This is a genomic window from Bradyrhizobium japonicum USDA 6 (genome assembly GCF_000284375.1).
GTDB classification, from domain to species: Bacteria; Pseudomonadota; Alphaproteobacteria; order Rhizobiales; family Xanthobacteraceae; genus Bradyrhizobium; species Bradyrhizobium japonicum.
This window is the reverse complement of record NC_017249.1, coordinates 2,866,641-2,885,899: the sequence shown is the minus strand read 5'-3', so window position 1 is coordinate 2,885,899 and position 19,259 is coordinate 2,866,641. Positions and strand designations below refer to the sequence as shown.

The following is a 19,259-nucleotide window of genomic DNA, read 5'->3' as shown; positions in this document are numbered from 1 at the left end:
GACCTCGCAGCGCTCGATTTGTGGCTACTGCGGGTGGATCGCGGTGGGATCGTCGAGATCGATCTCGCTGTCGGCGTCGGCTGCGCCCTTGTTGGTGTCGACGGTCGCATAGACCGACATGCCGGCACGCAACAGGTTCTGCTTCGCCACCGATTTCGGCACGCGGATGCGGACCGGCACGCGCTGCACGATCTTGGTAAAGTTGCCGGTGGCGTTGTCAGGGGGCAGCAGCGTGAACACCGAGCCCGCGCCGGCTGCGATGCTGTCGACGATTCCGGAGAACTTGCGCATGCCGTAGGCATCGACCTTGATCGTCACCGGCTGGCCGGGACGGATGCGCTTGAGCTGGGTTTCCTTGAAATTGGCGTCGATATAGACGTCGTCGAGCGGCACGATGTTGCCGAGGCGCTGGCCGACCGCGACGAAGTCGCCGGCGCTGACCAGGCGGTTCGAGAACGTGCCGTCGACCGGCGCGCGCACCGCGCTGAAGGCGAGATCGCGCTCGGCCTTGGCGAGCGAGGTCTTGAGCTCGGCGAGCTGCGCCTGCGCTTCGGCCTGCTGCGCCTTGGTGACGTCGACATTGCTGACCGCGACGTCGTAGGCGGCCTGCGCGGCCTTGACCGCGGCGGCGCCCTGGTCGCGTCCGGCTTCCGAGCTTTCGAACGTGGCGCGCGAGGCAAAGCCCTTGCTGCTCAGCGACTGCTGGCGCTCATAATCGAGATCGGCGCGCTTGAGGCCCGCCTCGGCCGAGACGAGCTGTGCCTTGGCCTGTGCAACCTGGCTCTCGAGCGCTGCAATCTGGCGGCCGATGCGATCGATGGTGGCCTGCTGGGTCGCGATCCTGGTCGCGGCGGCATCGACCGCGATCTTGTAGTCGCCGTCATCGATGCGGAAGACCACGTCGCCGGCGCGCACGATCGTGTTGTCGCCGGCGAGGATCGACGAGATGTGGCCGGCAACGCGCGCGCCCAGCATGGTGTTGTTGGCGCGGACATAGGCGTCGTCGGTGGAGACGTAGAAGCGGCCGACCAGCGTGTAGTAGCCGGCATAGCTCGCGGCCGCGAGCGCCAGCACGAGGCCAACACCCATCAGCACGAATTTGCGCTTGCCGGACTTCGGCGCGCCGGCGGCGGCGGACGCATCCGGTGCGGCCGGCTTGTCGGTCACGGGCTTCTCCGGCGCCTCAGCGGTGCGGCGCTTGGTTTCCTCGGCCACATGAGAGCGCAACTGCTCGGCGAGGGCGACGGATTTCTCGGTCGCAGCTTCACTGCCGGCCTGCCCCGGCGTCGTCTCCATCGCTTCCTGGCGAAGGACGCGCGCAGCCTGGTCTCTCGATACGGCCATAAAGGCCTCCCCAACAAAAAAGCGGCGACCAGGGACGGCCGTCCTGCGGCCGGTTCCCTCTCGCCCATCCCAAATATCATTGACCGAACGGTTCGGTCAACATAGATAATGTTCTTGTGCAGGACCCTACTGGCCCGAATCCTTTATTTGGGTTTCATGGGTCAGGCCCGATCCAGAAACCTTCCGAGACGCTAAACCAATGGTTGTAGCCGGCCGCGAACCTCTCCACATCGTCCAGGAGGAGGACAGCTCCAAGCGCCGCCAGATCCTGGACGGAGCCCGCAAGGTGTTCATGGATCTCGGTTTCGACGGTGCCAGCATGGGCGAGATCGCGCGCGCCGCGCAGGTCTCCAAGGGCACGCTCTACGTCTACTTCGCCGACAAATGCGCGCTGTTCGAAGCGATCCTCGAGCAGGAAGCGCTCCAGCACGGCCAGGTCGTTTTCAATTTCGATCCCGCGCGCGACGCCGAGACCACGCTGAAGGATTTTGGCCAGGCCTATATCCATCTGCTGTGCCGGCCCGGCGGTGGTTCTGCGATTCGCACCGTGATGGCGATCGCCGAGCGCATGCCCGACGTCGGCCGCCGCTATTATCTGCGCGTGCTGGACAAGACCATCAACCGGCTCTCCGAATATCTCAAAATCCATGTCGCTTCCGGCGATCTCAAGATCGACGATTGCGACCTTGCCGCGTCACAGTTCATGGAACTGTGCAAGGCCTCGCTCTTCCTGCCGTTCGTCTTCCAGGCCGCGCCCGCGCCGTCGGAAGAGCGCATGATCGAGGTCGTCGACAGCGCGACGCGGATGTTTCTGGCGGCGTACCGGGCGACGTAGCAACGGCGGGCCACGCGTTGCGCGGGCCGCTGCCGCGGCACTATATTAAGCGCCATGTCCCGTGATCTTCGCCCGCCCGTCGATATCCTCCATTACGAGATCGTCCAGGAACAGGCCTCAGCGCTTGGACGGATGGGCAGTGCACTCGAACAGAGCCTTGCGCGCTTGCGCGAATTCGACGCCGCGCACGCGGACGCGGAGGCGCCGGCCTCAATGCAAGCGGCGAGGCGCAAGCTGGTGATGGAAGCCGGCCAGGCGCTCTGGATGTTCGTGGTGCAACGTGAGGCGTCCGGCTTGCGCGACAGCCGCCATATCATGCGGACCTACGACGTCCCGGGCGAGGTGCAGCGGTGCATGGGGCTGGTCCCCGCACCGTCGAAGCCCGCCTCGAAATAATTGTCCGGCGCGAGCTAGGCCCCGATCTCTTCCATCCTGCGCCACCCGTGCAGGACGCGGCGCCCCTCGCGGGTGAATGCGAAGCAATTGCCGCCGCCGGCCGCCTGATCGTGAATTCGATCGATGGCATGACCGGCATGGTGGCAGAACAGCAGCGTGCCGACGGCGCCGTGGCCGACGAAGAGAACATCGCCGGGACGATTGCGGGCGAGCACCACCTCGGTCTCGCGCACGATGCGCGCCTGCGCATCGACCGCGCGCTCCCAGCCGCGGACGCTGAGATGCGGCTGCGCGAAAAACCGGTCGGCGACCTCCTCGAACTCGGCCGGTTTCAGGAAGCCGGTCGCCGAACGGTCGTTCTCATGCATGGCCTCGCGGATCTCGATCATGAGCCCGAGGCGGCCTGCGATGATCTCCGCGGTCTCGATCGCCTTGCGCTCGGCGCTCGAGACGATCTGCGTGGTGCTCGCGAGCCAGCCCGCATTCGCCAGCGCTTCGGTGCGCGTTCGACCGAGAGGGCTGAGGCCCCATTGCGGCACGGGCACCGTGGGATCGATTTGCACCTGCGGATGGGTGATATAGCGGATGATATCGGCGGGCATCTTTTTGGCACGGTCGTAGCCCGCATGGAGCGAATCGGAATGCGGGGACGCCCTTCCCGGATTGCGCTCCGCTCCATCCGGGCTACTGGCGAACAAGTCTACTCGTCGGCGTACTCGTCCTCTTCCTGCTTGCGCGTCGTGCTCTTGCGCGTTCCGAGCGAGCCTGTGACATAGGGATCGCGCCGACCGGCGTAAGGGTTGCGCTGCTGGGCGCGACCGGCGACCTCGTCGCCCGAGACGGCGGCGGGCTGGCAGATCAGGCGGCGGCTGGCGCGGCGCATCAGGTCCACATGGATATGATCGTAGTGATAGACGTTCGAGCCCGGCGCGAGCACCGTGGTGAAATGCGCGCACGCGCCCGACTGCACGTCGCGCAGGAACCCCTGCTCTTCCGGCATGCCGCGCCAGCCGTCCTTCACGGTGACGCGGCGGCCGTCGGCGAGCACGAAGGCGGCGATGTCGAGCGCGTTGCCGAAGGCGTGCTCGGAAATGTGGGCGTGCGAGTTGCCGTTCATGCCACGGCAGGAATAGGCGGAGATCTGCTTGATCTCGACGACGCGGGCACCGAACCAGCGCATCGCCGATGGCTGCACGGTGTCGGCGAGCCAGCGGTCGAGCTCCGACACGATCGGACAGGCGAGCGTCGCGGTCGGCTTGATCGCGACGGGGCCGACGGCGATGACGGGATTGCCCTGCGCCGGACCAAGACGCGGCAAAGGTTGCTGCGCGGGCGCCTGCGAGTACGGCGCCGGCCGCGTCGGATAGCTCGGCGCATTCATGTAGCGTGCGGCGCCCGCGGCATCGGTGCCTTCGGGCGGCAGGTCGATCTCGTCCTCTTGCTGTGCCACGCCGGGCGCGTTCAGCGACATCGGGCCGGGCGCGTTGCCATAGCCGGAGGGCTGGCGCACCGCGCTCTCGGGATAGTTCGACCGCTGCGGATAGGAGGATGCCGGATAGTTCTGGCTCTGCGGAACGTTCGATCGCGGCTGCGTCACCGGCCATCGCGGCTGGCTGCCGATATTCCCCGGCGGGCGCAGTTCCTCGTCGGCAAAACCATAGCTGCCCGAGGCTTCGCCGATGGCGGCGACCTTCAACGGGAACTCGGCGCCGCACATGCCGGGGCCCGAGATCGGGTCGATGCGGACGAGATCCGGCCCCTCTTTCACCGCGCCCGATTTCAGGCATGCGGCTTCGGCCTCGGCCCGCCACGGTTCACGTTCGGCCTGGAAAAAGCCGCGTCCGCAACCCGCAAGCGAAACAAGGACGATGGAGCCGACGAGATACAAACGAACTCCGCGCGTCATGCACGCACGTTCGGTGAATTTACTTAAAGACTCTTCAACGTGTTGATTTCAGTGTTCTTTAACCATACCGGCGCGCACGCGCATACGCCGCGCGGCAGCAGCGGAAGCAAGGCTGACTTTTTCGGAGAGAGACTCTCTGTTAACCATGATGCGCTCGCACGGGGGACAACAGCGGGAGCGACCATATGACGTTGGCCGGGAGACTGAGCGTTATCACCGCGTGCCTCGCCATGGCCTTTGTCGGCGCCATCGTGCTCGGCATGATCTAGAGACATCACCGACCGCATCACGGGCTTGCCCGGCGGCGCCGGATCATCCGGCCGCCGGGCCTGTTGCCGTGCTCAGAAATTCGAGCAGGACGATCCCGTGACGCCGCCGATCTTGAAGTCGTGACAGACGAGACCGGGATTGTCAGGATCGGGATAGCCGTCGTCCTTTTCGCGAACCGTATGACTGAAGCGCCAGCCCCGCGTGCGCATGCAGCGCTTGTATTGCGCCGAGGTCACCGTGCCGTTCTGCGGCGCGCCGAGTTGCGCATCGCAGAACGCGCTATCGACATGCAGCGCATCGTCGCCGCGCTGCTGCTTCAGCATGTTGTTCCAGATGTCGGTGTCGGCGTGGGCCGGGATCGCGCTGCCGATCAGCAGCGCGGCGATGAAGCCGAGACGTTTCATGTTGGCTCTCCTTGCATGCGTCGTCAGCCATCGGTCGCGTGCAGGCGAGATGCGGGTTCGGTGCGGGACGATTACAAATTTGACAGGGGCAAGCTGCCACCCTCCCCCTCCAGGTCCCTCCAGGGCAGGGTAAGAGAAACGCAAGCCGCTTCATCGGCGCCTCCCTCTGTGTCGCCACGAGGTTACGCGGTCTGACTTGCCGCTGAATGTGCGCTGCCTGACCCAGCCGGCGCGGAACGTTGTGACGTCCATCACAGAAGGCGGGACAGGCCCGGCATAGGGTCGAACCAGGCTTCATCCACCAGCGACACTAGTTCAGACCGGCACAATTTTCGGAGGTTGTCATGAACAAGCTCACCATCGCCGCCACCGCGCTCTTCCTCGCTTCGACCGCCGCCGCGCATGCCGGCAACTCGATTGCGTTCCAGATCGAAGGCCAGCACATCCGCATCGAGACGCCGCGCAACTGCGCCTCGCTCAATTGCGTGACGATCGTCGCACCGGGCCTGTCGGACAAGCCGATCAAGCTGAACAATATCAACCTCAAGGGCCTCGGCGGCTCCAAGGACGACGACGACACCACGCCAGCTCCGTCCACGACGACCGCGCAACCCGCGCCGGCTCCGGTGCAGCAGCAGCCCGTGCAACAGGCGCCGGTGCAGGCGACCGTGCCGGCCGCGCCTGTTGTCGCCGCCCCCGCGGCTCCCGCCACGACGGTTGCGGCCGCTCCGGCCGCCGGCTACGACAACACCACGCCGGCCGCGCCCGCCGCGGCTCCCGTTGCCGCGCCTGCACCGGTCGCGATTGCTCCCGCGCCCGCTCCGGCGCCGGTTGCTGCCGCGCCCGTGCAAGCTGCCAGCACGCCGATCGGCGTCTGGGCGACCGAAGAGAACAAGGGCAATGTCCGCGTCGAACAGTGCGGCGCCAATCTCTGCGGTTACGCCGTGAAGTCCAACGAGCGCATCCTGATCAACATGAAGCCCGACGGCGCGAAGTGGAGCGGCCGCATCCACGATCCCGACTCCGGCCGCAACTACGACTCCACGATCGCGATGAAGGGCCCGAATGCGATGCGCGTGCAGGGCTGCGCCTTCGGCGGCATGTTCTGCGGCGGCCAGACCTGGAAGCGCGTGAGCTGACACCGAAAGTGTCATCCCGGGGCGATGCGAAGCATCGAACTATGGTGCGCAATTGCGCACCTGAGGATCTCGCGCCACAAGTTCGAAACGCCACGCCCCTCACCGGGCGTGGCGTTTGAACGTTCGCCCCGTCCATGCGACAGATGTTCATCCGCCATTCAGCTAACCCCGGCTGATATCGGCCGATCTCGCCTCGCGCTCTCACCGGGACTTCCTCGTGACATCAATGGTGGCTTGGCGCCGCTTCGTCTTCGCGCTTCCGTTGCTGGCGTTGCCGCTGGCCGGCGCGAGCGTGGCGCTCGCATCCGATGCAATCGAGCTTGCGCAGGCTCAGCCCCAAGCGCAGCCAACGCCCGCCCCCTCCCCGACGCCGTCGGCTTCACCTGCGCCCGCCACGGACGCGCAACCCGCCGCCGTCGAGCCGATCGGCAACGTCGCGACCGTGACGGGGATCGCAACCGTGGTCCGCGACAAGAACTCTTATCCGCTGCGCGTGCGCGACGACATCTATCTCAATGACGTCGTGCGGACCTCGTCGAACTCCTCGCTCGGCATCACCTTCAACGACGCCACCACGTTCAACCTCTCCGCCAGCGCGAAGATCACCATCGACAATTACGTCTATGAGGACGGCGGCAAGCAAAATTCGGCGATCTTCGACATCGGCAAGGGCACCGTTGCCTTCGTCGCGGCCGCCGTGGCGAAGACCGGCGACATGAAGATCGCAACGCCGACCGCAACGCTCGGCATTCGCGGCACCACCGGCGTCGTCGACGTTCCCGAAGGCGCAGCGGCTAGCGCCGCGAATAACGTCAACGTCAAGCTCTATCCCGACGCCGACGGCCGCGTCGGCCACATCGAGGTCAACGACCGCACCAGCGGCACGCGACTCGGCGCGCTGACGCAGGCCGCAAGCGGTTTTGCGATCCGCCCGGGCGCCGGCGGCGCAGGCGGCATGCGCTTTGCCGCCGTGCCGATCACGATCGCTCCGCAGCAGATCGCGCGCGACCGCGGCTTCGTCAGCCAGGTGCATCTGGCGCAGACCACCGGCCGGCAGATCGTCACCGAGCAGCGCGACTTCCGCCGCGCCAATCCGACCGCGATCAGCCGCCTTCCGCGGCCGACCCAGCCACCGCAGCAGCAGCAATTGCGGCCGAACACGCCGCCGGGCCAACAGCAACAGCGGCCCAACGGCCAGCCCGGCCAGAACAACCGTCCGGGCCAGCAGCAACCGGGCACGCCGGGTCGCCAAGGAACACAGCAAGGCGCGCAGCCGCCGCAGCGGCAAGGACAAGGCGGCGCCGTGCAGCCGGGCGCGCCGCGCGCGGGCCAGGGTCAGCAGCAGCAGGGACAGCAACGACGGGGCCCGCAGCAACCAGGTCAGCAACAAGGTGCGGGACAGCCAGCAGGTGCGCCGCGTACTGGACAAGGCACGCCGCCCGGCGGCGCGCTGCAGACGCAGCCACAGCGAGACGGACAGACCCCGGCGCAGCCCGGCGGAGTCGTGCCGTCGCAGCCGGGCACGGCGCCGCAGCCGCAAACGCCGCGCACCGGATTGCAGCCGGGCCAGCCGCCCGCGGCTCAGCAGCCGGGCGGCATCCAGCGCCAGGGCGGATTCCAGCAGCGCCTCCCCGCCGCGCAACGTCCCGCAGCACCGCGCAGACCGGCGCCCGCTCAGAAGGAGAGGAAAGAGCGGCGGTGAACGGTGCCTCCCCTCACCCTGAGGAGCTTGCGAAGCAAGCATCTCGAAGGGCGAGGTCACAGTCGGGCCGCATGACTCAAGACGCGCGCGATGCGCGCTCCTCACCATGAGGGTCGACGTCGAGTGCGCGGCCCTCTCCTCCGTCATTGCGAGCGAAGCGAAGCAATCCAGAATCTTTCCGCGGAGGGACTCTGGATTGCTGCGCTGCGCTCGCAATGACGACTTGGAGGGAACTAAGGCTCACACAAACTTGCTAGCTCGCGGATGTTTCCAAATTCGCGAGCGGAGCAGCCTGAAGACAACTCACGCTTCGCCGCGCAGCCAGGCCTTCACCTTCTGCAGGAGCCCATGACGCAGCTCGTCGACTGAGGCGGCTTCAGCCGGTGTCAGGGTTTGCAAAGCTGCATCGATGTCGTCGATTGCTGGCGCCGGCTCGGGCACCGGCGTAAACACCAGTCCTGCCGCGGCAAGCGCCATCGGACCGACCTGCAGCAGGAACGCCCGCTCATATTCACGCGACAGGCGCGCGAGCGCATCCTCCAGCGTCAGCCAGTCGACCGCCTTGATGTCGTTCATCAGCTTGCGAACGGGACCGCCGTCGGCCTCCATGCGCCAGAAATGCACGACCTTGGAGCGCCCTCCCGACTGGTAGACGAGCGTGCCGAGGAATTCGTGGATGGCCACATCGTGGCCGGTCTCCTCCAGCACCTCGCGGTGCGCGGCTTCCTTCGGCGTCTCGCCGTCGTCGAGCTTGCCTTTGGGCAAAACCCATTCGTTGCGCTTGCGCTGGCGCACGACCGCAACCAGCGGCGGCGCGCCACGCCGCAGCACAATCCCCCCCGCCGCCATCACCGGCGCCCGCGCCATCACAAAATTCCGCGTCGATCCAATCGTCCCCGCGGACGATATAGGCTGCCGACGCGGCGGATTGAAGGCTAGTTTTTCTTCAACAGCGGTTGACCTGCACGAATGCGGGTGCCCTCGCCGATCCCGTCGCAGAAGTTGAAATCGCCGGGCGCCAGGATGATGATGGTGGAGCCGTGCTCGAACCAGCCGAGCTCCTCGCCCTTGGTCACGTTGACGTCGCAGGGGAAATTGACCGGGCCGCGGGTCTGCGCGTTCAGCACCATGTCGAGGAAGTGCAGGCGGATGCTCGCGACCAGGATCGCGGCGACCGGCACCAGCGTCACGGCCTCGCCGGTCGACAAATGCGTGCGGATCACCGCGCGCTCGTTCTTGCAGAACAGACGCTCGACCCGCTTCAGCGCGATCGGGTTGACGTTCCAGACGTCGCCATGGATCAGCGTGACGCGTTCGATATGCGCATCATATGGCGCATGGAAGCGGTGATACATGCTCGATGTCAGCCGCAGCGTGACGAAGGAGCCGTTGCGGTGCTGATCCACGAGAGCGGAGTCGCCGAGCAGGTCGAGCAGCGAATAGGGCGCGCCCTTGACCTGGAACAGTTCGGTGTCGGCGATCCGGCCATGGGCGCCGACGATGCCGTCCGAGGGGCTGGCGACAATGGAAGGGGCGGGATCGAAGGGCCGCAACCCCGGCTTGAGCTCCCGGGTGAAACAGTCGTGCAGGCTCTTGAAGTGGGTCTTGCGCGCCTCCGACAGATCGAGGTCGGAGAACAGCTTCCACAGTGCGATCGAGAAGTCCCTGACGAGCGGGTTCTCGATCTTGGAGAACCAGCCCATGAAGCGGGTCAGGGCCGCGCGGGGGATGCGGTTGGTCAACAGGAAGTTGAGGTCTTCCTGCTGGGTGAAAGAGGCGATGAGGGCTTTGACTGTCATGAATCTGTCAGCTCGCAGTATTAGCGCTTGTTGTCATGGAAACGACACTCCCGATTCTCTCATTTTCCGTGGCCGCCGCAGCGTCCGCTGCCGCCGTCTTCCCGAAGCTCAAGGCGCGGATCGAACTGTCCCGCGCCAAGCACCGGTCGCTCGCCGGGCACTCCAAGATGTCCCGCCGGGTGGCAAAGCTGCTCCCGTTCTACGAGTTCGAGGGCGATCAGTATTTCGGCTGCGACGGCGCGCCTGATAACGTGGTGAAGCAGCGCAAGGACGCCTTCTTCCGCCTCGCCAGCCTTTACGCCGAGCGCTACCCCAAGGGCCGCGCGATGACGAAGGAAGCGGCGGAAAAGATCTCCGACCTGCACTTCACCGAGACCTACCGCGTGCCGTTCCAGTTCTCGCGCCTCGTCCGCGAGCATCTGGGCACCTCGACCTTCATGGAATCGTCCAGCGGCGTCACCGTCACGGATGTCGACGGCAACACCTCCTACGACCTCACCGGGTCCTACGGCGTCAACATCTTCGGCAACGACTTCTACAAGGAGTGCATCGAGGGCTCGGAGAAGCGCGCGCACGCGCTCGGCCCCGTGCTCGGCCCCTACCATCCCGTCATCCTCGAGAACGTGCAGCGGCTCTGCCAGATCTCGGGCCTCGACGAGGTCTCGTTCCACATGTCCGGCACCGAAGCCGTGATGCAGGCGGTGCGGCTCGCGCGCTACCACACCAAGCGCACGCATCTGGTCCGTTTCGCCGGCGCCTATCACGGCTGGTGGGGCGACGTGCAGCCCGGCGTCGGCAATCCGATTCCCGCGCACGAGACCTACACGCTCGCCGAGATGTCCGAGAAGACGTTGCACGTGCTGCGCACGCGCAAGGACATCGCCTGCGTGCTGGTCAATCCGTTGCAGGGCCTGCATCCGAACGGCAACGCGCCCGGCGATTCCTCGCTGGTCGATTCCTCCCGCGGCGGCAATTTTGACCGCGCGGCGTATACCGAATGGCTCAACAAGCTGCGCGAAGTCTGCACCGAGCGCGGCATCGCGCTGATCTTCGACGAGGTCTTCGTCGGCTTCCGTCTCGCCGCCGGCGGCGCCCAGGAATACTTTGGCGTCAGGGCCGACATGGTAACCTACGGCAAGAGCCTTGCCGGCGGCCTGCCGGTCGGCGTCGTCTGCGGCAAACGCGAGCTGATGCGCCGCTTCCGCGACGATCGCCCCGCCGACATCTGCTTCGCCCGCGGCACCTTCAACTCGCACCCCTACGTCATGACAGCGATGGACGAGTTCTTGAGCCGCCTCGCCAGTCCGAACTTCCGTGCCATCTATGACGGGCTGGACACGACCTGGAACGGCCGCGCGGAAAAGCTCAACCGGATGATGACGGACGCCGACCTGCCGGTGCGGTTCGCCAACTTCTCGTCGATCTGGACGGTGAAATACACCACCCCGTCCCGTTACAACTGGATGCTGCAATACTATCTGCGCGCCGAGGGCCTGGCGCTGAGCTGGGTCGGCACCGGCCGGCTGATCTTCAGCCTGAACTACACCGACGCCGATTTCACCGAAGTCGCCGAGCGCTTCGTCCGCGCCGCCGAGAAGATGAAAGCCGACGGCTTCTGGTGGCACGACGGCGTGTTCACCAACAAGAATATCAAGCGGCAGATTTTGAAAGAGATGCTGGCCAAGCGCTTCGGGCGCTGAGGCCTCGCCAGGCCTTCGCTGCACAGCGCCCACCCCGAACACCGCCGTCCCTTCTCCCTCTCCCCGCCCTTGTCCGCCGAAGCCTTGGCGAAGGCGGATGCGGGGCCGCGACGAGCTACGCTCGCGCTGAGAGGGTCGGGGTGAGGGGGACTCTCCGCGCAGTCGGTGAGAGTTGGCGCACGACCCGCTGCTGGCTCCCCCGCGGATAGCCCCCCTCACCCGAATTTGCGCTTCGCGCCAATTCGACCTCTCCCCGCACGCGGGGAGAGGTGAAGGAAGTACCGCGTGCGCAGCTCCCAAGACGTGGATGCCCGGCACGAGGCCGGGCATGACGTAGCAAACTGACATCGGAGTGCTTTGTGTGCGCTGTGCGCTCAGGCGTGCTGCTCTTCGAGCGTGGGCTCGGAGATGAGGCCCAGCGTGTGCTCGGGGTTGAGGTGCAGGCCGGGGTCCATCAGCTCGCCGCGCATCAGGGCGAGCGGCGCGCTACGATAGAGCATGAGGTCGTGGAAGGGATCGGTCAGGATCTTGGTCATCCAGACCAGGCCGGTCTCGACGTCGCGGATGAAGAACAGGTGCACGGTGCGGAACAGCAGACCGCCGCCGCCGATCACGAGCCAGATCTTGGCGACCTGCCGCATGAAATCGGTTGCGCTCGCCCAGGGCGTGAACAGGCCGAACAGCGTCGGATCGACGACCAGCACCAGCGGCGACAGCGCCCAGATCGCCATCAGCACCACCTTGCGCTGAAGGTTGTAGCCGACCTTGATGTCTTCCTTGTACTCGTGCGTCGCCTGGTTGATGTGGTCGTAATCGTGCGGCTCGAAGAAGAAGTGACCGGCCTGGCGCGAGGTCATCGAGACCAGCCAGCCGACCAGCGCGGAGATCATCGGATCGACGAACAGCCAGACATAGGCGAAGAGGAAGCTCAGCGCGCTGACGAAGTGCAGGCTCTGATTGATGCGGCTGTGGTGATAGTAGCGATGGTCGTCCCAGCGCTGGATCCGCAGCTGCTCGAGATAATTCTTGATCATGCTCTCCCCCAAAATGCTTTCGGGTTCTGAATTTACAGGGATTCGATGTATGCCGTGTGACATCATCATTTTGTCATGTGACGATGTGCAGCGGCGCGATGACGCACGTGAACGCGTGAGCGGCGGCTCGCGCCGCCGCTCTTGCGCAGCCTTGCTCAGGCTGCCTTGGCGACGTCGACCTTGCGGAAGCGCACCAGCGAGAAATGGCCGAGCGGCGGAATCAGGCGGCGCTCGGCCAGCTCGATGCCATGGGCGCCGGCCAGCCATTTCGTATAACGCGACCAGGCGAACTCGGCGGTGCGGAAGCCGAGCGGGCGCACCACCGGCTGGAGCCTCTGCTCGATGAAGCGGCGCATGCCGGTGTCGGCGCTGACGCGGGTCAGGATGATCAGTTCGCCGCCGGGACGCAGCACGCGGGCGAATTCGTCCAGCGCCTTCTCGGGGTTCGGCACGGCGGTGACGACGTATTGCGCCATCACCACGTCGAAGGAATTGTCGGGGAATTCGAGCTTCTCGGCATCCATCACCGCGAGGCCCTCGACGTTCTTCAGCTTGCCTTCGCTGACCCGCTGGCGCGCCTTGTCGAGCATCGCTTCCGAAATGTCGGTTCCGAAGATGCGCAGATGCGGCGCGTAGAGCGGCAGCGAGATGCCGGTGCCGACGCCGACTTCGAGCACGCGGCCCCCGATCTTGTTGGTGGCCGCGATCGCCGCCTGCCGGCCCTTGGCGAACACGCCGCCGAACACGAGATCGTAGACGGGCGCCCAGCGGTCATAGGCCTGCTCAACCGTGCCACGGGTGAGGTCGAGCTGCTGGGTACCGTCAAGGTTCATGATCTTAGCCATCGATGAGGTTCTCGCTGTGGGTCAAACGTTGCAGATCAGCCGCGCACCGGCCGCCGCGCCATGACCGGCGAGGCGCGCAGGATGCGGCTGGGCTGAAGTGAGGTGAGGTTTCCGACGAACTGACGCGCGCTGTTTTCCCAGGAACGCTCCAGCGCGAAGTTGCGGCAGGTCTCGCGCGACATGGTGAGCGCGCGCAGGCACGCGGTACGGAGATCATGATCGATCGCGCCGATCGGGTGATCGGCGATGACGTCCTTGGGGCCCGTCACCGGAAACGCGGCAACCGGCGTGCCGCAGGCGAGCGCCTCGAGCTGCACCACGCCGAACGTGTCGGTCAGGCTCGGGAAGACGAAGACATCGGCAGCGGCGAGATGCGCGGTCAGATCCGCGCCCTTCTTCTCGCCGAGGAAGGCCACGTCCGGATATTTCTTCTCGAGCGCCGCCTTCTGCGGGCCGTCGCCGACGACGACCTTGGTGCCGGGCAAATCGAGCGAGAGGAACGCCTCGAGGTTCTTCTCCACCGCGACGCGGCCCATGGTCATGAAGATCGGGCCCGGCAAATCGAGCTTGGCCGGACTGTCCGGATGGAACAGCTCGGTGTTGACGCCGCGCGTCCAGAAGCCGAGCCGCTTGAAGCCGCGCTCGGAGAGCTCCTGCCGCAGCGAGGGCGTCGCCACCATGGTCATCGCGGCGGCGTCGTGGAAGTGGCGCAGCACGGCATAGCCGACGGCATCAGGGATGCCGGTCCGTACCGAGACGTATTCGGGAAAGCGCGTCGTGTAGGAGGTGGTGAAGGCAAGGCGGTTCCGGCGACAATAGGCGCGCGCGGCCCAGCCGATCGGCCCCTCGGTCGCGATGTGCAGTGCCTCCGGCGCAGCCTTCTCGATCCGCCGCGCGATCTCCTTACCGCTCGGCAGCGCGATGCGCAGGCCCGGATAGGTCGGCAGCGGCCAGGACCGAAAGCCGTCCGGTGTCAGGAAGTCGATCTCGACGTCGAGCGCCTTCACCGCGTTCGCCAGCGAGGTCAGCGTCCGGACCACACCGTTAACCTGCGGATGCCAGGCGTCAGTCGCGATTAATACCCGCATGGGGAAATCCCGAGAGTTTGATGATTCTCGGCTTAGGACCATCAACCACGGATATTTCAAGCGTGTGACGTCACAGAAGTGTCGGCCCGCTGTTTTGTAGGTTAACGGGTCCGCGCCGCCACGAAACCGTCATGAAACAAATCCTTTCCGCCATGAAACCGTTTTCGGTTTTCCGCGCAAAGCTCCCGAAACGTTTTGCCGTTAGTGAATTAGGCAACGGAGCACCGAAACGGTGCCGCGGTGATCAAGAAACACCGATCAAACAGGGGCGATCAATGATCAATCTGGACACGTTCAAGACGTATTCGCGCGCCGTCGCGCTCAGCGCCGTCGCGATCTCCGCAATCGCATTTGCCGGTCCGGCCAAGGCTGCGCCGGTGCAGCTCTTCCCCTTCTTCCAGCCGCTGCCGCCGATGGCCGCGCCGCAGCCTTACCAGCCGTATCAGGCGACGCCTTACCAGGCCGCGCCGTCCCAGGATCAGGACGCAGTCGAGATGCCGGCCCGCTTCCGCCGCCAGACCGTTTCCTACGCGACGCGTGAGGCGCCGGGCACCATCATCATCGATACGCCCAACACCTATCTCTACTACGTGCTCGGCAACGGCCAGGCCGTTCGCTACGGCATCGGCGTCGGCCGCGACGGCTTCACCTGGTCCGGCGTGCAGTCGGTGACCAAGAAGGCCGAGTGGCCGGATTGGACCCCGCCGCCGGAAATGATCGCCCGCCAGCCCTATCTGCCGCGCCACATGGCCGGCGGCCCCGGCAATCCGCTCGGCGCGCGCGCCATGTATCTCGGCGGCACCATCTACCGCATCCACGGCACCAACGCCCCCGACACGATCGGCAAGCACGTCTCGTCCGGCTGCATCCGCCTGACCAACGATGACGTCACCGACCTCTACTCCCGCGTCAACGTCGGCACCAAGGTGATTGTTCTGCCGATGACGGAACGCCGCGCGGACCTCGGCGCCGCGACGCGCTGACGCGACAGGACATTGTGACGCAAACGGCCCCGGAACCCACCGGGGCCGTTTTCGTTGGCATCATGATCTCCGGGCGGCCTCGCTTGGAGAAGCGCTGTTCGGAGGCGCAGATGCGATCACGCCAGCAAATGTCGCCAGGCACATGGCTGCGCCCGATCGCAGCTACCGGCGCCTTGACGCTGCTCCTGTCTGCGCCCTCCTCGCTCGCCCAGCAGCCGGCGAACGACGAGGCGGCCCAGCAGGCTTTCAACAATTCCTGTCGGACCTGCCACTCGGTGAAGGATGGCGACAATCGCCTCGGCCCCAATCTCAACAAGATCCTGGGACGCAAGGCCGGCTCGCTGCCGAACTACAACTACTCTCCATCGATGAAGGACGCCGGCTTCGTCTGGGACAAGGACAAGCTGACCCGCTTCATGGTCAAGCCGGATGAGGTCGTGTCCGGCAACAAGATGCAGCCATATGGCGGCGTCTCCGTGGAGGACGCGGCCAAGGTGGTTGCCTATCTGCAGGCGGTGGGCGGGCAGTAGCAGGACAGAGATTTGTCGCAAGCCTCATCCTGCGGACCCTGGGGAACGCGGCGTCTCGAAGGACGAGGCGTTCGCACCGGAGCAAAGCCCTTTACCGCCGCCGCTCCGCGATCAGCCTCAGCCACGCCGCTGAATGAATCGCGCTCATCAGCAGATACATCGGCACCATCCCGCTCAGCACGGAGCCGTACCCGGCGGCACACAGCATGTCGGCCGGGCCGCCGAGCACGGCCGTCAGCACGGCCATGATCGCGAAGGTCGGCGTCGCCGCCAGGGCCAGCCATCTGGCGAGGTGGCGTGCGGCCACCACGCCATCGCGGCTCGCGCCGGTGGCCACGTCGGCGGGACTAGTCACGGCCTTCCGCGGCCTCCTCGCGAAAAGCCTTCTCGCCGGCGTCCGAGATCTCCACCCATTTCCTGTCGGGCGCAGCGCCTTCGGTGTAGCTGTCGTGCCAGTTCCACCATTTGTAGGTCGGCGTCTGCGGATAGCCCTTTGGCGAGTCCTCCCAGACCTCCTGCCGGCCGAGCGGCGTGATATCGAGATAGTTCCAGGTGCCACCCATCTGCTCGTCGCCGCGGCTCTTGATGAAGTAGGTGCGGAAGATGCGGTCGCCGTCGCGGTAGAACACGTTGGTGCCGTGCCATTCGTCGACGCCGAAATCGGCATCGAAACTGTCGGTGACGGTGACCCAGGGCATGGTCCAGCCCATCCGCTGCTTCAGCCTGATGATGTCGGCCTGCGGCGCGCGCGAGGCGAACACCAGCGTGGTATCGCGGGCGTTCAGATGCGAGACATGGGCGACCTGGTCGGCCACCATCGAGCAGCCCCGGCAGGCATGATCGGGCCAGCCGAACACGCCAGGCTCGAAGAAGGCCCGGTAGACGACCAGCTGCCGCCGGCCCTGGAACAGATCCACCAGACTGATCTTGCCGCCGGGCCCCTCGAACGCATAGGTTTTGGTGACTTCCATCCACGGCATGCGCCGGCGCTCGGCGGCGAGGGCGTCGCGGGCACGGGTATGCGCCTTTTCCTTCACGAGCAGTTGCTGACGGGCGGCCTCCCAGTCCTGCGGCGACACCACCGGCGGTGTTTGCATGGCGGCCTGCCCGTTAGTTCCTGCATTGTCTGCTGATGTCATCATGGCTCTCCATTCCTCTTGTCCGGGCGGTCATTCCGCGTCGCGCTACGACAGACGCGGAACCGCTCGCCCCTTACCGCACATTGTCGGTCGTCAACGATTTCTGGCACCAAGCGGTTGCGCAGTGGGAGTAACAAGTGTGGCGGGATTTGAATGGAGTCGCTGATCACGGCCGCCGCGCGCGCGTTGGAGGCCGGCGATCCGCTCGGCGCGCTCAACCGCGTTGCGCTGCGCAACGATGCGCCGTCGCTGGCGCTGCGCGGCATCGCGATGGCGCAGCTCGGCGATCTCGCGAAAGCGAAGACGCTGCTGCGGAGCGCCGCACGCGCGTTCGGTCCGAGAGAGGCGGTGGCGCGCGCAAGATGCGTGGTGGCCGAAGCCGAGATCGCGCTCGTCTCGCGCGACCTGAGCTGGCCGGTGAAAACGCTCGCGGCGGCCCGCGCAACGCTCGAACAGCACGGCGATCTCGCCAATGCAGCCCATGCGGGCCACATCGAGGCGCGACGCCTCCTCCTCGTCGGGCAGCTCGACGAAGCCGAGCGCACGCTGGCCGAGCTCAGCCCCTCCCCGCTCCCGCCTGCATCGCAAGTGGTCCGCGAGCTCGTGGTCGCCGGCATCGCCATCAGACGATTGAGAGCGAAAGATGCGCGCGCGGCCCTCAACCGCGCGGCTCACGCAGCGCGACAGGCGAAGATCCCGGCGCTGGTGGCCGAGGTCGACAGCGCGAACCTCATCCTCGACACGCCGGCGGCGCGCCTGATCGCGCGCGGCAGCGAGCACCCGTTGTTGCTCGGGGAGGTCGAGAGGCTGGCGACCTCGACGGCGCTCGTCGTGGACACCTTTCATCATGCCCTGCGCAGGCAAGGCCGCATCGTCTCGCTCGGAACGCGGCCGGTGCTGTTCGCGCTCGCCCGCCTCCTGGCGCAGGCATGGCCCGCGGACGTCTCGCGAGAGGCGCTGATATCAGGCGCATTCCGGGCGAAGCACGCCGACGAATCGCATCGCGCGCGGTTGCGCGTGGAGATCGGGCGGCTCCGCACCCAGCTCAAGCCGCTGGCCGACATCAGCGCGACGAAGCAGGGTTTTGTGCTGGCGCCGCGCAAGACGCGCGACGTCCTCGTGCTGGCGCGTCCCGTCGAGGAGAAGCACGCCGCGGTGCTCGCCGTCCTCTCCGACGGCGAGCCCTGGTCGAGCTCGGCGCTCGCGCTGGCGCTGGGGACGAGCGCGCGCACGGTGCAGCGGGCCCTCGACGAGCTGGCGCGGTCGAACAAGGTGCAATCGTTCGGACACGGCCGGGCACGGCGCTGGATGACCCCGCCCGTCCCGGGTTTCCCGACAGGCTTGTTACTCCCCGGACCGCTCCTGAAGGCGTAAATTGGATCACATCACAGGGACCAAGCATATGAAGCGTTCCGCCGCCGAGATCGTCAGGGAGTACGGACCCTTTGCGGGTGTCGAGGCCGTGCATGGCGTCACCTATGACGGCACCCATGTCTGGTTCGCGTCCGGCGACAAGCTGAATGCGGTCGATCCGGCCGACGGCAGGATCGCACGCTCGATCGATGTCGCCGCGCATGCGGGGACGGCGTTCGATGGCCGGCACCTGTTCCAGATCGCCGAGGATCGCATCCAGAAGATCGACGCCGCCACCGGCAAGGTGATCAGCACGATTCCGGCTCCGGGCGGCGGCGGCGATTCCGGATTGGCCTGGGCGGAGGGCTCGTTGTGGGTCGGTCAGTATCGCGAGCGCAAGATCCATCAGGTCGATCCGGAAACAGGGAAGATCCTCCGCACCATCGAAAGCAAGCGCTTCGTGACCGGCGTCACCTGGGTCGACGGCGAGCTCTGGCATGGCACCTGGGAGGGCGAGGAAAGCGATTTGCGCCGGATCGATCCTGAAACGGGCAAGGTGCTGGAGCAACTCGACCTGCCCGCCGGGACGATGGTTTCAGGATTGGAGTCCGACGGCGGCGACCGCTTCTTCTGCGGCGGTGGCGATCGCGGCAATGTGAGGGCGGTCCGCCGCCCGCGGCGCAGCTAGATGCGCGATGACGGATACGCCGCACCGATGCTGCCGCAACCGTTAATCTGTTCGCCGCAATTCCACCCCACCGGTGCGCTCTAGCGCCCCCTCGCCTGCCCTGT

20 protein-coding genes are annotated in these 19,259 nt (G+C 66.2%); 9 read left to right on the top strand and 11 right to left on the bottom strand.

What is annotated here, in order from left to right:
* Positions 1–24: 24 nt before the first annotated feature.
* Positions 25–1,344, bottom strand: a complete 1,320-nt coding sequence (locus tag BJ6T_RS13540; protein WP_028170651.1) for an HlyD family secretion protein — start codon at positions 1,342–1,344, stop codon at positions 25–27.
* Between the two features lie 199 nt (positions 1,345–1,543).
* Here BJ6T_RS13540 and BJ6T_RS13535 point away from each other — a divergent pair, with 199 nt between their 5' ends.
* Together BJ6T_RS13535 and BJ6T_RS13530 are read left to right on the top strand one after the other, a co-directional pair.
* Positions 1,544–2,179 carry a TetR/AcrR family transcriptional regulator gene (locus tag BJ6T_RS13535; protein WP_014492935.1) on the top strand — a complete coding sequence of 212 codons (636 nt, stop codon included), beginning with the start codon at positions 1,544–1,546 and terminating at the stop codon, positions 2,177–2,179.
* 54 nt (positions 2,180–2,233) lie between these two features.
* Positions 2,234–2,575 carry a DUF6665 family protein gene (locus BJ6T_RS13530; RefSeq protein ID WP_014492934.1) on the top strand — a complete coding sequence of 114 codons (342 nt, stop codon included), beginning with the start codon at positions 2,234–2,236 and terminating at the stop codon, positions 2,573–2,575.
* A 14-nt stretch (positions 2,576–2,589) separates the two neighbouring features.
* Here the strand turns inward: BJ6T_RS13530 and BJ6T_RS13525 are convergent, their stop codons facing one another.
* From BJ6T_RS13525 to BJ6T_RS13515, 3 genes are all read right to left on the bottom strand, one after another.
* Positions 2,590–3,177, bottom strand: coding sequence for a histidine phosphatase family protein (locus BJ6T_RS13525; protein WP_028170650.1), 588 nt, complete (start codon positions 3,175–3,177; stop codon positions 2,590–2,592).
* 98 nt (positions 3,178–3,275) lie between these two features.
* Positions 3,276–4,481: an extensin-like domain-containing protein gene (locus BJ6T_RS13520; RefSeq protein ID WP_028170649.1), complete on the bottom strand. Its 1,206-nt coding sequence runs from the start codon at positions 4,479–4,481 to the stop codon at positions 3,276–3,278.
* 341 nt (positions 4,482–4,822) lie between these two features.
* Complete coding sequence (locus tag BJ6T_RS13515; protein WP_014492931.1) at positions 4,823–5,155, bottom strand: hypothetical protein; 333 nt, start codon at positions 5,153–5,155, stop codon at positions 4,823–4,825.
* A 344-nt stretch (positions 5,156–5,499) separates the two neighbouring features.
* Here BJ6T_RS13515 and BJ6T_RS13510 point away from each other — a divergent pair, with 344 nt between their 5' ends.
* Together BJ6T_RS13510 and BJ6T_RS13505 are read left to right on the top strand one after the other, a co-directional pair.
* On the top strand, positions 5,500–6,294 hold the full coding sequence (locus BJ6T_RS13510) for a DUF2147 domain-containing protein (protein ID WP_014492930.1): 795 nt from the start codon (positions 5,500–5,502) through the stop codon (positions 6,292–6,294).
* Positions 6,295–6,520: 226 nt separating this feature from the next.
* The gene (locus tag BJ6T_RS13505) at positions 6,521–7,996 is read left to right on the top strand and encodes a FecR domain-containing protein (RefSeq protein WP_014492929.1); all 1,476 of its coding nucleotides are present in this window, start codon (positions 6,521–6,523) and stop codon (positions 7,994–7,996) included.
* Positions 7,997–8,299: 303 nt separating this feature from the next.
* On the opposite strand, the gene BJ6T_RS13500 is transcribed toward BJ6T_RS13505, so the two are convergent.
* A complete protein-coding gene (locus BJ6T_RS13500) occupies positions 8,300–8,863 on the bottom strand; it encodes an NUDIX hydrolase (RefSeq protein WP_014492928.1) in 564 nt (187 codons plus the stop codon).
* Between the two features lie 68 nt (positions 8,864–8,931).
* The gene (gene asd / locus BJ6T_RS13495; RefSeq protein ID WP_014492927.1) at positions 8,932–9,795 is read right to left on the bottom strand and encodes an archaetidylserine decarboxylase; all 864 of its coding nucleotides are present in this window, start codon (positions 9,793–9,795) and stop codon (positions 8,932–8,934) included.
* A 35-nt stretch (positions 9,796–9,830) separates the two neighbouring features.
* Between asd and BJ6T_RS13490 the strand changes: the two genes are divergently transcribed.
* Positions 9,831–11,495, top strand: coding sequence for an aminotransferase class III-fold pyridoxal phosphate-dependent enzyme (locus BJ6T_RS13490; RefSeq protein WP_014492926.1), 1,665 nt, complete (start codon positions 9,831–9,833; stop codon positions 11,493–11,495).
* A gap of 374 nt (positions 11,496–11,869) precedes the next feature.
* On the opposite strand, the gene BJ6T_RS13485 is transcribed toward BJ6T_RS13490, so the two are convergent.
* From BJ6T_RS13485 to BJ6T_RS13475, 3 genes are all read right to left on the bottom strand, one after another.
* A complete protein-coding gene (locus BJ6T_RS13485; RefSeq protein ID WP_014492925.1) occupies positions 11,870–12,529 on the bottom strand; it encodes a hypothetical protein in 660 nt (219 codons plus the stop codon).
* 155 nt (positions 12,530–12,684) lie between these two features.
* On the bottom strand, positions 12,685–13,374 hold the full coding sequence (locus tag BJ6T_RS13480) for a class I SAM-dependent methyltransferase (RefSeq protein WP_014492924.1): 690 nt from the start codon (positions 13,372–13,374) through the stop codon (positions 12,685–12,687).
* A gap of 35 nt (positions 13,375–13,409) precedes the next feature.
* Positions 13,410–14,462 carry a glycosyltransferase family 4 protein gene (locus BJ6T_RS13475; protein WP_014492923.1) on the bottom strand — a complete coding sequence of 351 codons (1,053 nt, stop codon included), beginning with the start codon at positions 14,460–14,462 and terminating at the stop codon, positions 13,410–13,412.
* Positions 14,463–14,737: 275 nt separating this feature from the next.
* Here BJ6T_RS13475 and BJ6T_RS13470 point away from each other — a divergent pair, with 275 nt between their 5' ends.
* Positions 14,738–15,445, top strand: a complete 708-nt coding sequence (locus tag BJ6T_RS13470; protein WP_014492922.1) for a L,D-transpeptidase — start codon at positions 14,738–14,740, stop codon at positions 15,443–15,445.
* 110 nt (positions 15,446–15,555) lie between these two features.
* On the top strand, positions 15,556–15,975 hold the full coding sequence (locus tag BJ6T_RS13465; RefSeq protein ID WP_014492921.1) for a c-type cytochrome: 420 nt from the start codon (positions 15,556–15,558) through the stop codon (positions 15,973–15,975).
* A 91-nt stretch (positions 15,976–16,066) separates the two neighbouring features.
* Here the strand turns inward: BJ6T_RS13465 and BJ6T_RS13460 are convergent, their stop codons facing one another.
* Entirely contained in the window at positions 16,067–16,330 is a 264-nt protein-coding gene (locus tag BJ6T_RS13460) for a hypothetical protein (protein ID WP_014492920.1), read from the bottom strand.
* A complete protein-coding gene (locus BJ6T_RS13455) occupies positions 16,323–17,117 on the bottom strand; it encodes a DUF899 domain-containing protein (RefSeq protein ID WP_014492919.1) in 795 nt (264 codons plus the stop codon). The genes BJ6T_RS13460 and BJ6T_RS13455 overlap by 8 nt, the downstream gene beginning before the upstream one ends.
* Positions 17,118–17,267: 150 nt before the next feature.
* Here BJ6T_RS13455 and BJ6T_RS13450 point away from each other — a divergent pair, with 150 nt between their 5' ends.
* The gene (locus BJ6T_RS13450) at positions 17,268–18,488 is read left to right on the top strand and encodes a winged helix-turn-helix domain-containing protein (protein ID WP_014492918.1); all 1,221 of its coding nucleotides are present in this window, start codon (positions 17,268–17,270) and stop codon (positions 18,486–18,488) included.
* A gap of 28 nt (positions 18,489–18,516) precedes the next feature.
* The gene (locus BJ6T_RS13445) at positions 18,517–19,155 is read left to right on the top strand and encodes a Vgb family protein (protein ID WP_028170647.1); all 639 of its coding nucleotides are present in this window, start codon (positions 18,517–18,519) and stop codon (positions 19,153–19,155) included.
* Positions 19,156–19,259 lie beyond the last annotated feature (104 nt).

Coding starts and splice junctions, on each gene's coding strand:
- BJ6T_RS13515 (WP_014492931.1), bottom strand. CDS start 5,155: ATGAAACGTCTCGGCTTCATCGCCGCGCTGCTGATCGGCAGCGCGATC.
- BJ6T_RS13530 (WP_014492934.1), top strand. CDS start 2,234: ATGTCCCGTGATCTTCGCCCGCCCGTCGATATCCTCCATTACGAGATC.
- BJ6T_RS13465 (WP_014492921.1), top strand. CDS start 15,556: ATGCGATCACGCCAGCAAATGTCGCCAGGCACATGGCTGCGCCCGATC.
- BJ6T_RS13525 (WP_028170650.1), bottom strand. CDS start 3,177: ATGCCCGCCGATATCATCCGCTATATCACCCATCCGCAGGTGCAAATC.
- BJ6T_RS13505 (WP_014492929.1), top strand. CDS start 6,521: ATGGTGGCTTGGCGCCGCTTCGTCTTCGCGCTTCCGTTGCTGGCGTTG.
- asd (WP_014492927.1), bottom strand. CDS start 9,795: ATGACAGTCAAAGCCCTCATCGCCTCTTTCACCCAGCAGGAAGACCTC.
- BJ6T_RS13485 (WP_014492925.1), bottom strand. CDS start 12,529: ATGATCAAGAATTATCTCGAGCAGCTGCGGATCCAGCGCTGGGACGAC.
- BJ6T_RS13490 (WP_014492926.1), top strand. CDS start 9,831: ATGGAAACGACACTCCCGATTCTCTCATTTTCCGTGGCCGCCGCAGCG.
- BJ6T_RS13455 (WP_014492919.1), bottom strand. CDS start 17,117: ATGATGACATCAGCAGACAATGCAGGAACTAACGGGCAGGCCGCCATG.
- BJ6T_RS13450 (WP_014492918.1), top strand. CDS start 17,268: ATGGAGTCGCTGATCACGGCCGCCGCGCGCGCGTTGGAGGCCGGCGAT.
- BJ6T_RS13520 (WP_028170649.1), bottom strand. CDS start 4,481: ATGACGCGCGGAGTTCGTTTGTATCTCGTCGGCTCCATCGTCCTTGTT.
- BJ6T_RS13480 (WP_014492924.1), bottom strand. CDS start 13,374: ATGGCTAAGATCATGAACCTTGACGGTACCCAGCAGCTCGACCTCACC.
- BJ6T_RS13470 (WP_014492922.1), top strand. CDS start 14,738: ATGATCAATCTGGACACGTTCAAGACGTATTCGCGCGCCGTCGCGCTC.
- BJ6T_RS13445 (WP_028170647.1), top strand. CDS start 18,517: ATGAAGCGTTCCGCCGCCGAGATCGTCAGGGAGTACGGACCCTTTGCG.
- BJ6T_RS13510 (WP_014492930.1), top strand. CDS start 5,500: ATGAACAAGCTCACCATCGCCGCCACCGCGCTCTTCCTCGCTTCGACC.
- BJ6T_RS13475 (WP_014492923.1), bottom strand. CDS start 14,462: ATGCGGGTATTAATCGCGACTGACGCCTGGCATCCGCAGGTTAACGGT.
- BJ6T_RS13540 (WP_028170651.1), bottom strand. CDS start 1,344: ATGGCCGTATCGAGAGACCAGGCTGCGCGCGTCCTTCGCCAGGAAGCG.
- BJ6T_RS13500 (WP_014492928.1), bottom strand. CDS start 8,863: ATGGCGCGGGCGCCGGTGATGGCGGCGGGGGGGATTGTGCTGCGGCGT.
- BJ6T_RS13535 (WP_014492935.1), top strand. CDS start 1,544: ATGGTTGTAGCCGGCCGCGAACCTCTCCACATCGTCCAGGAGGAGGAC.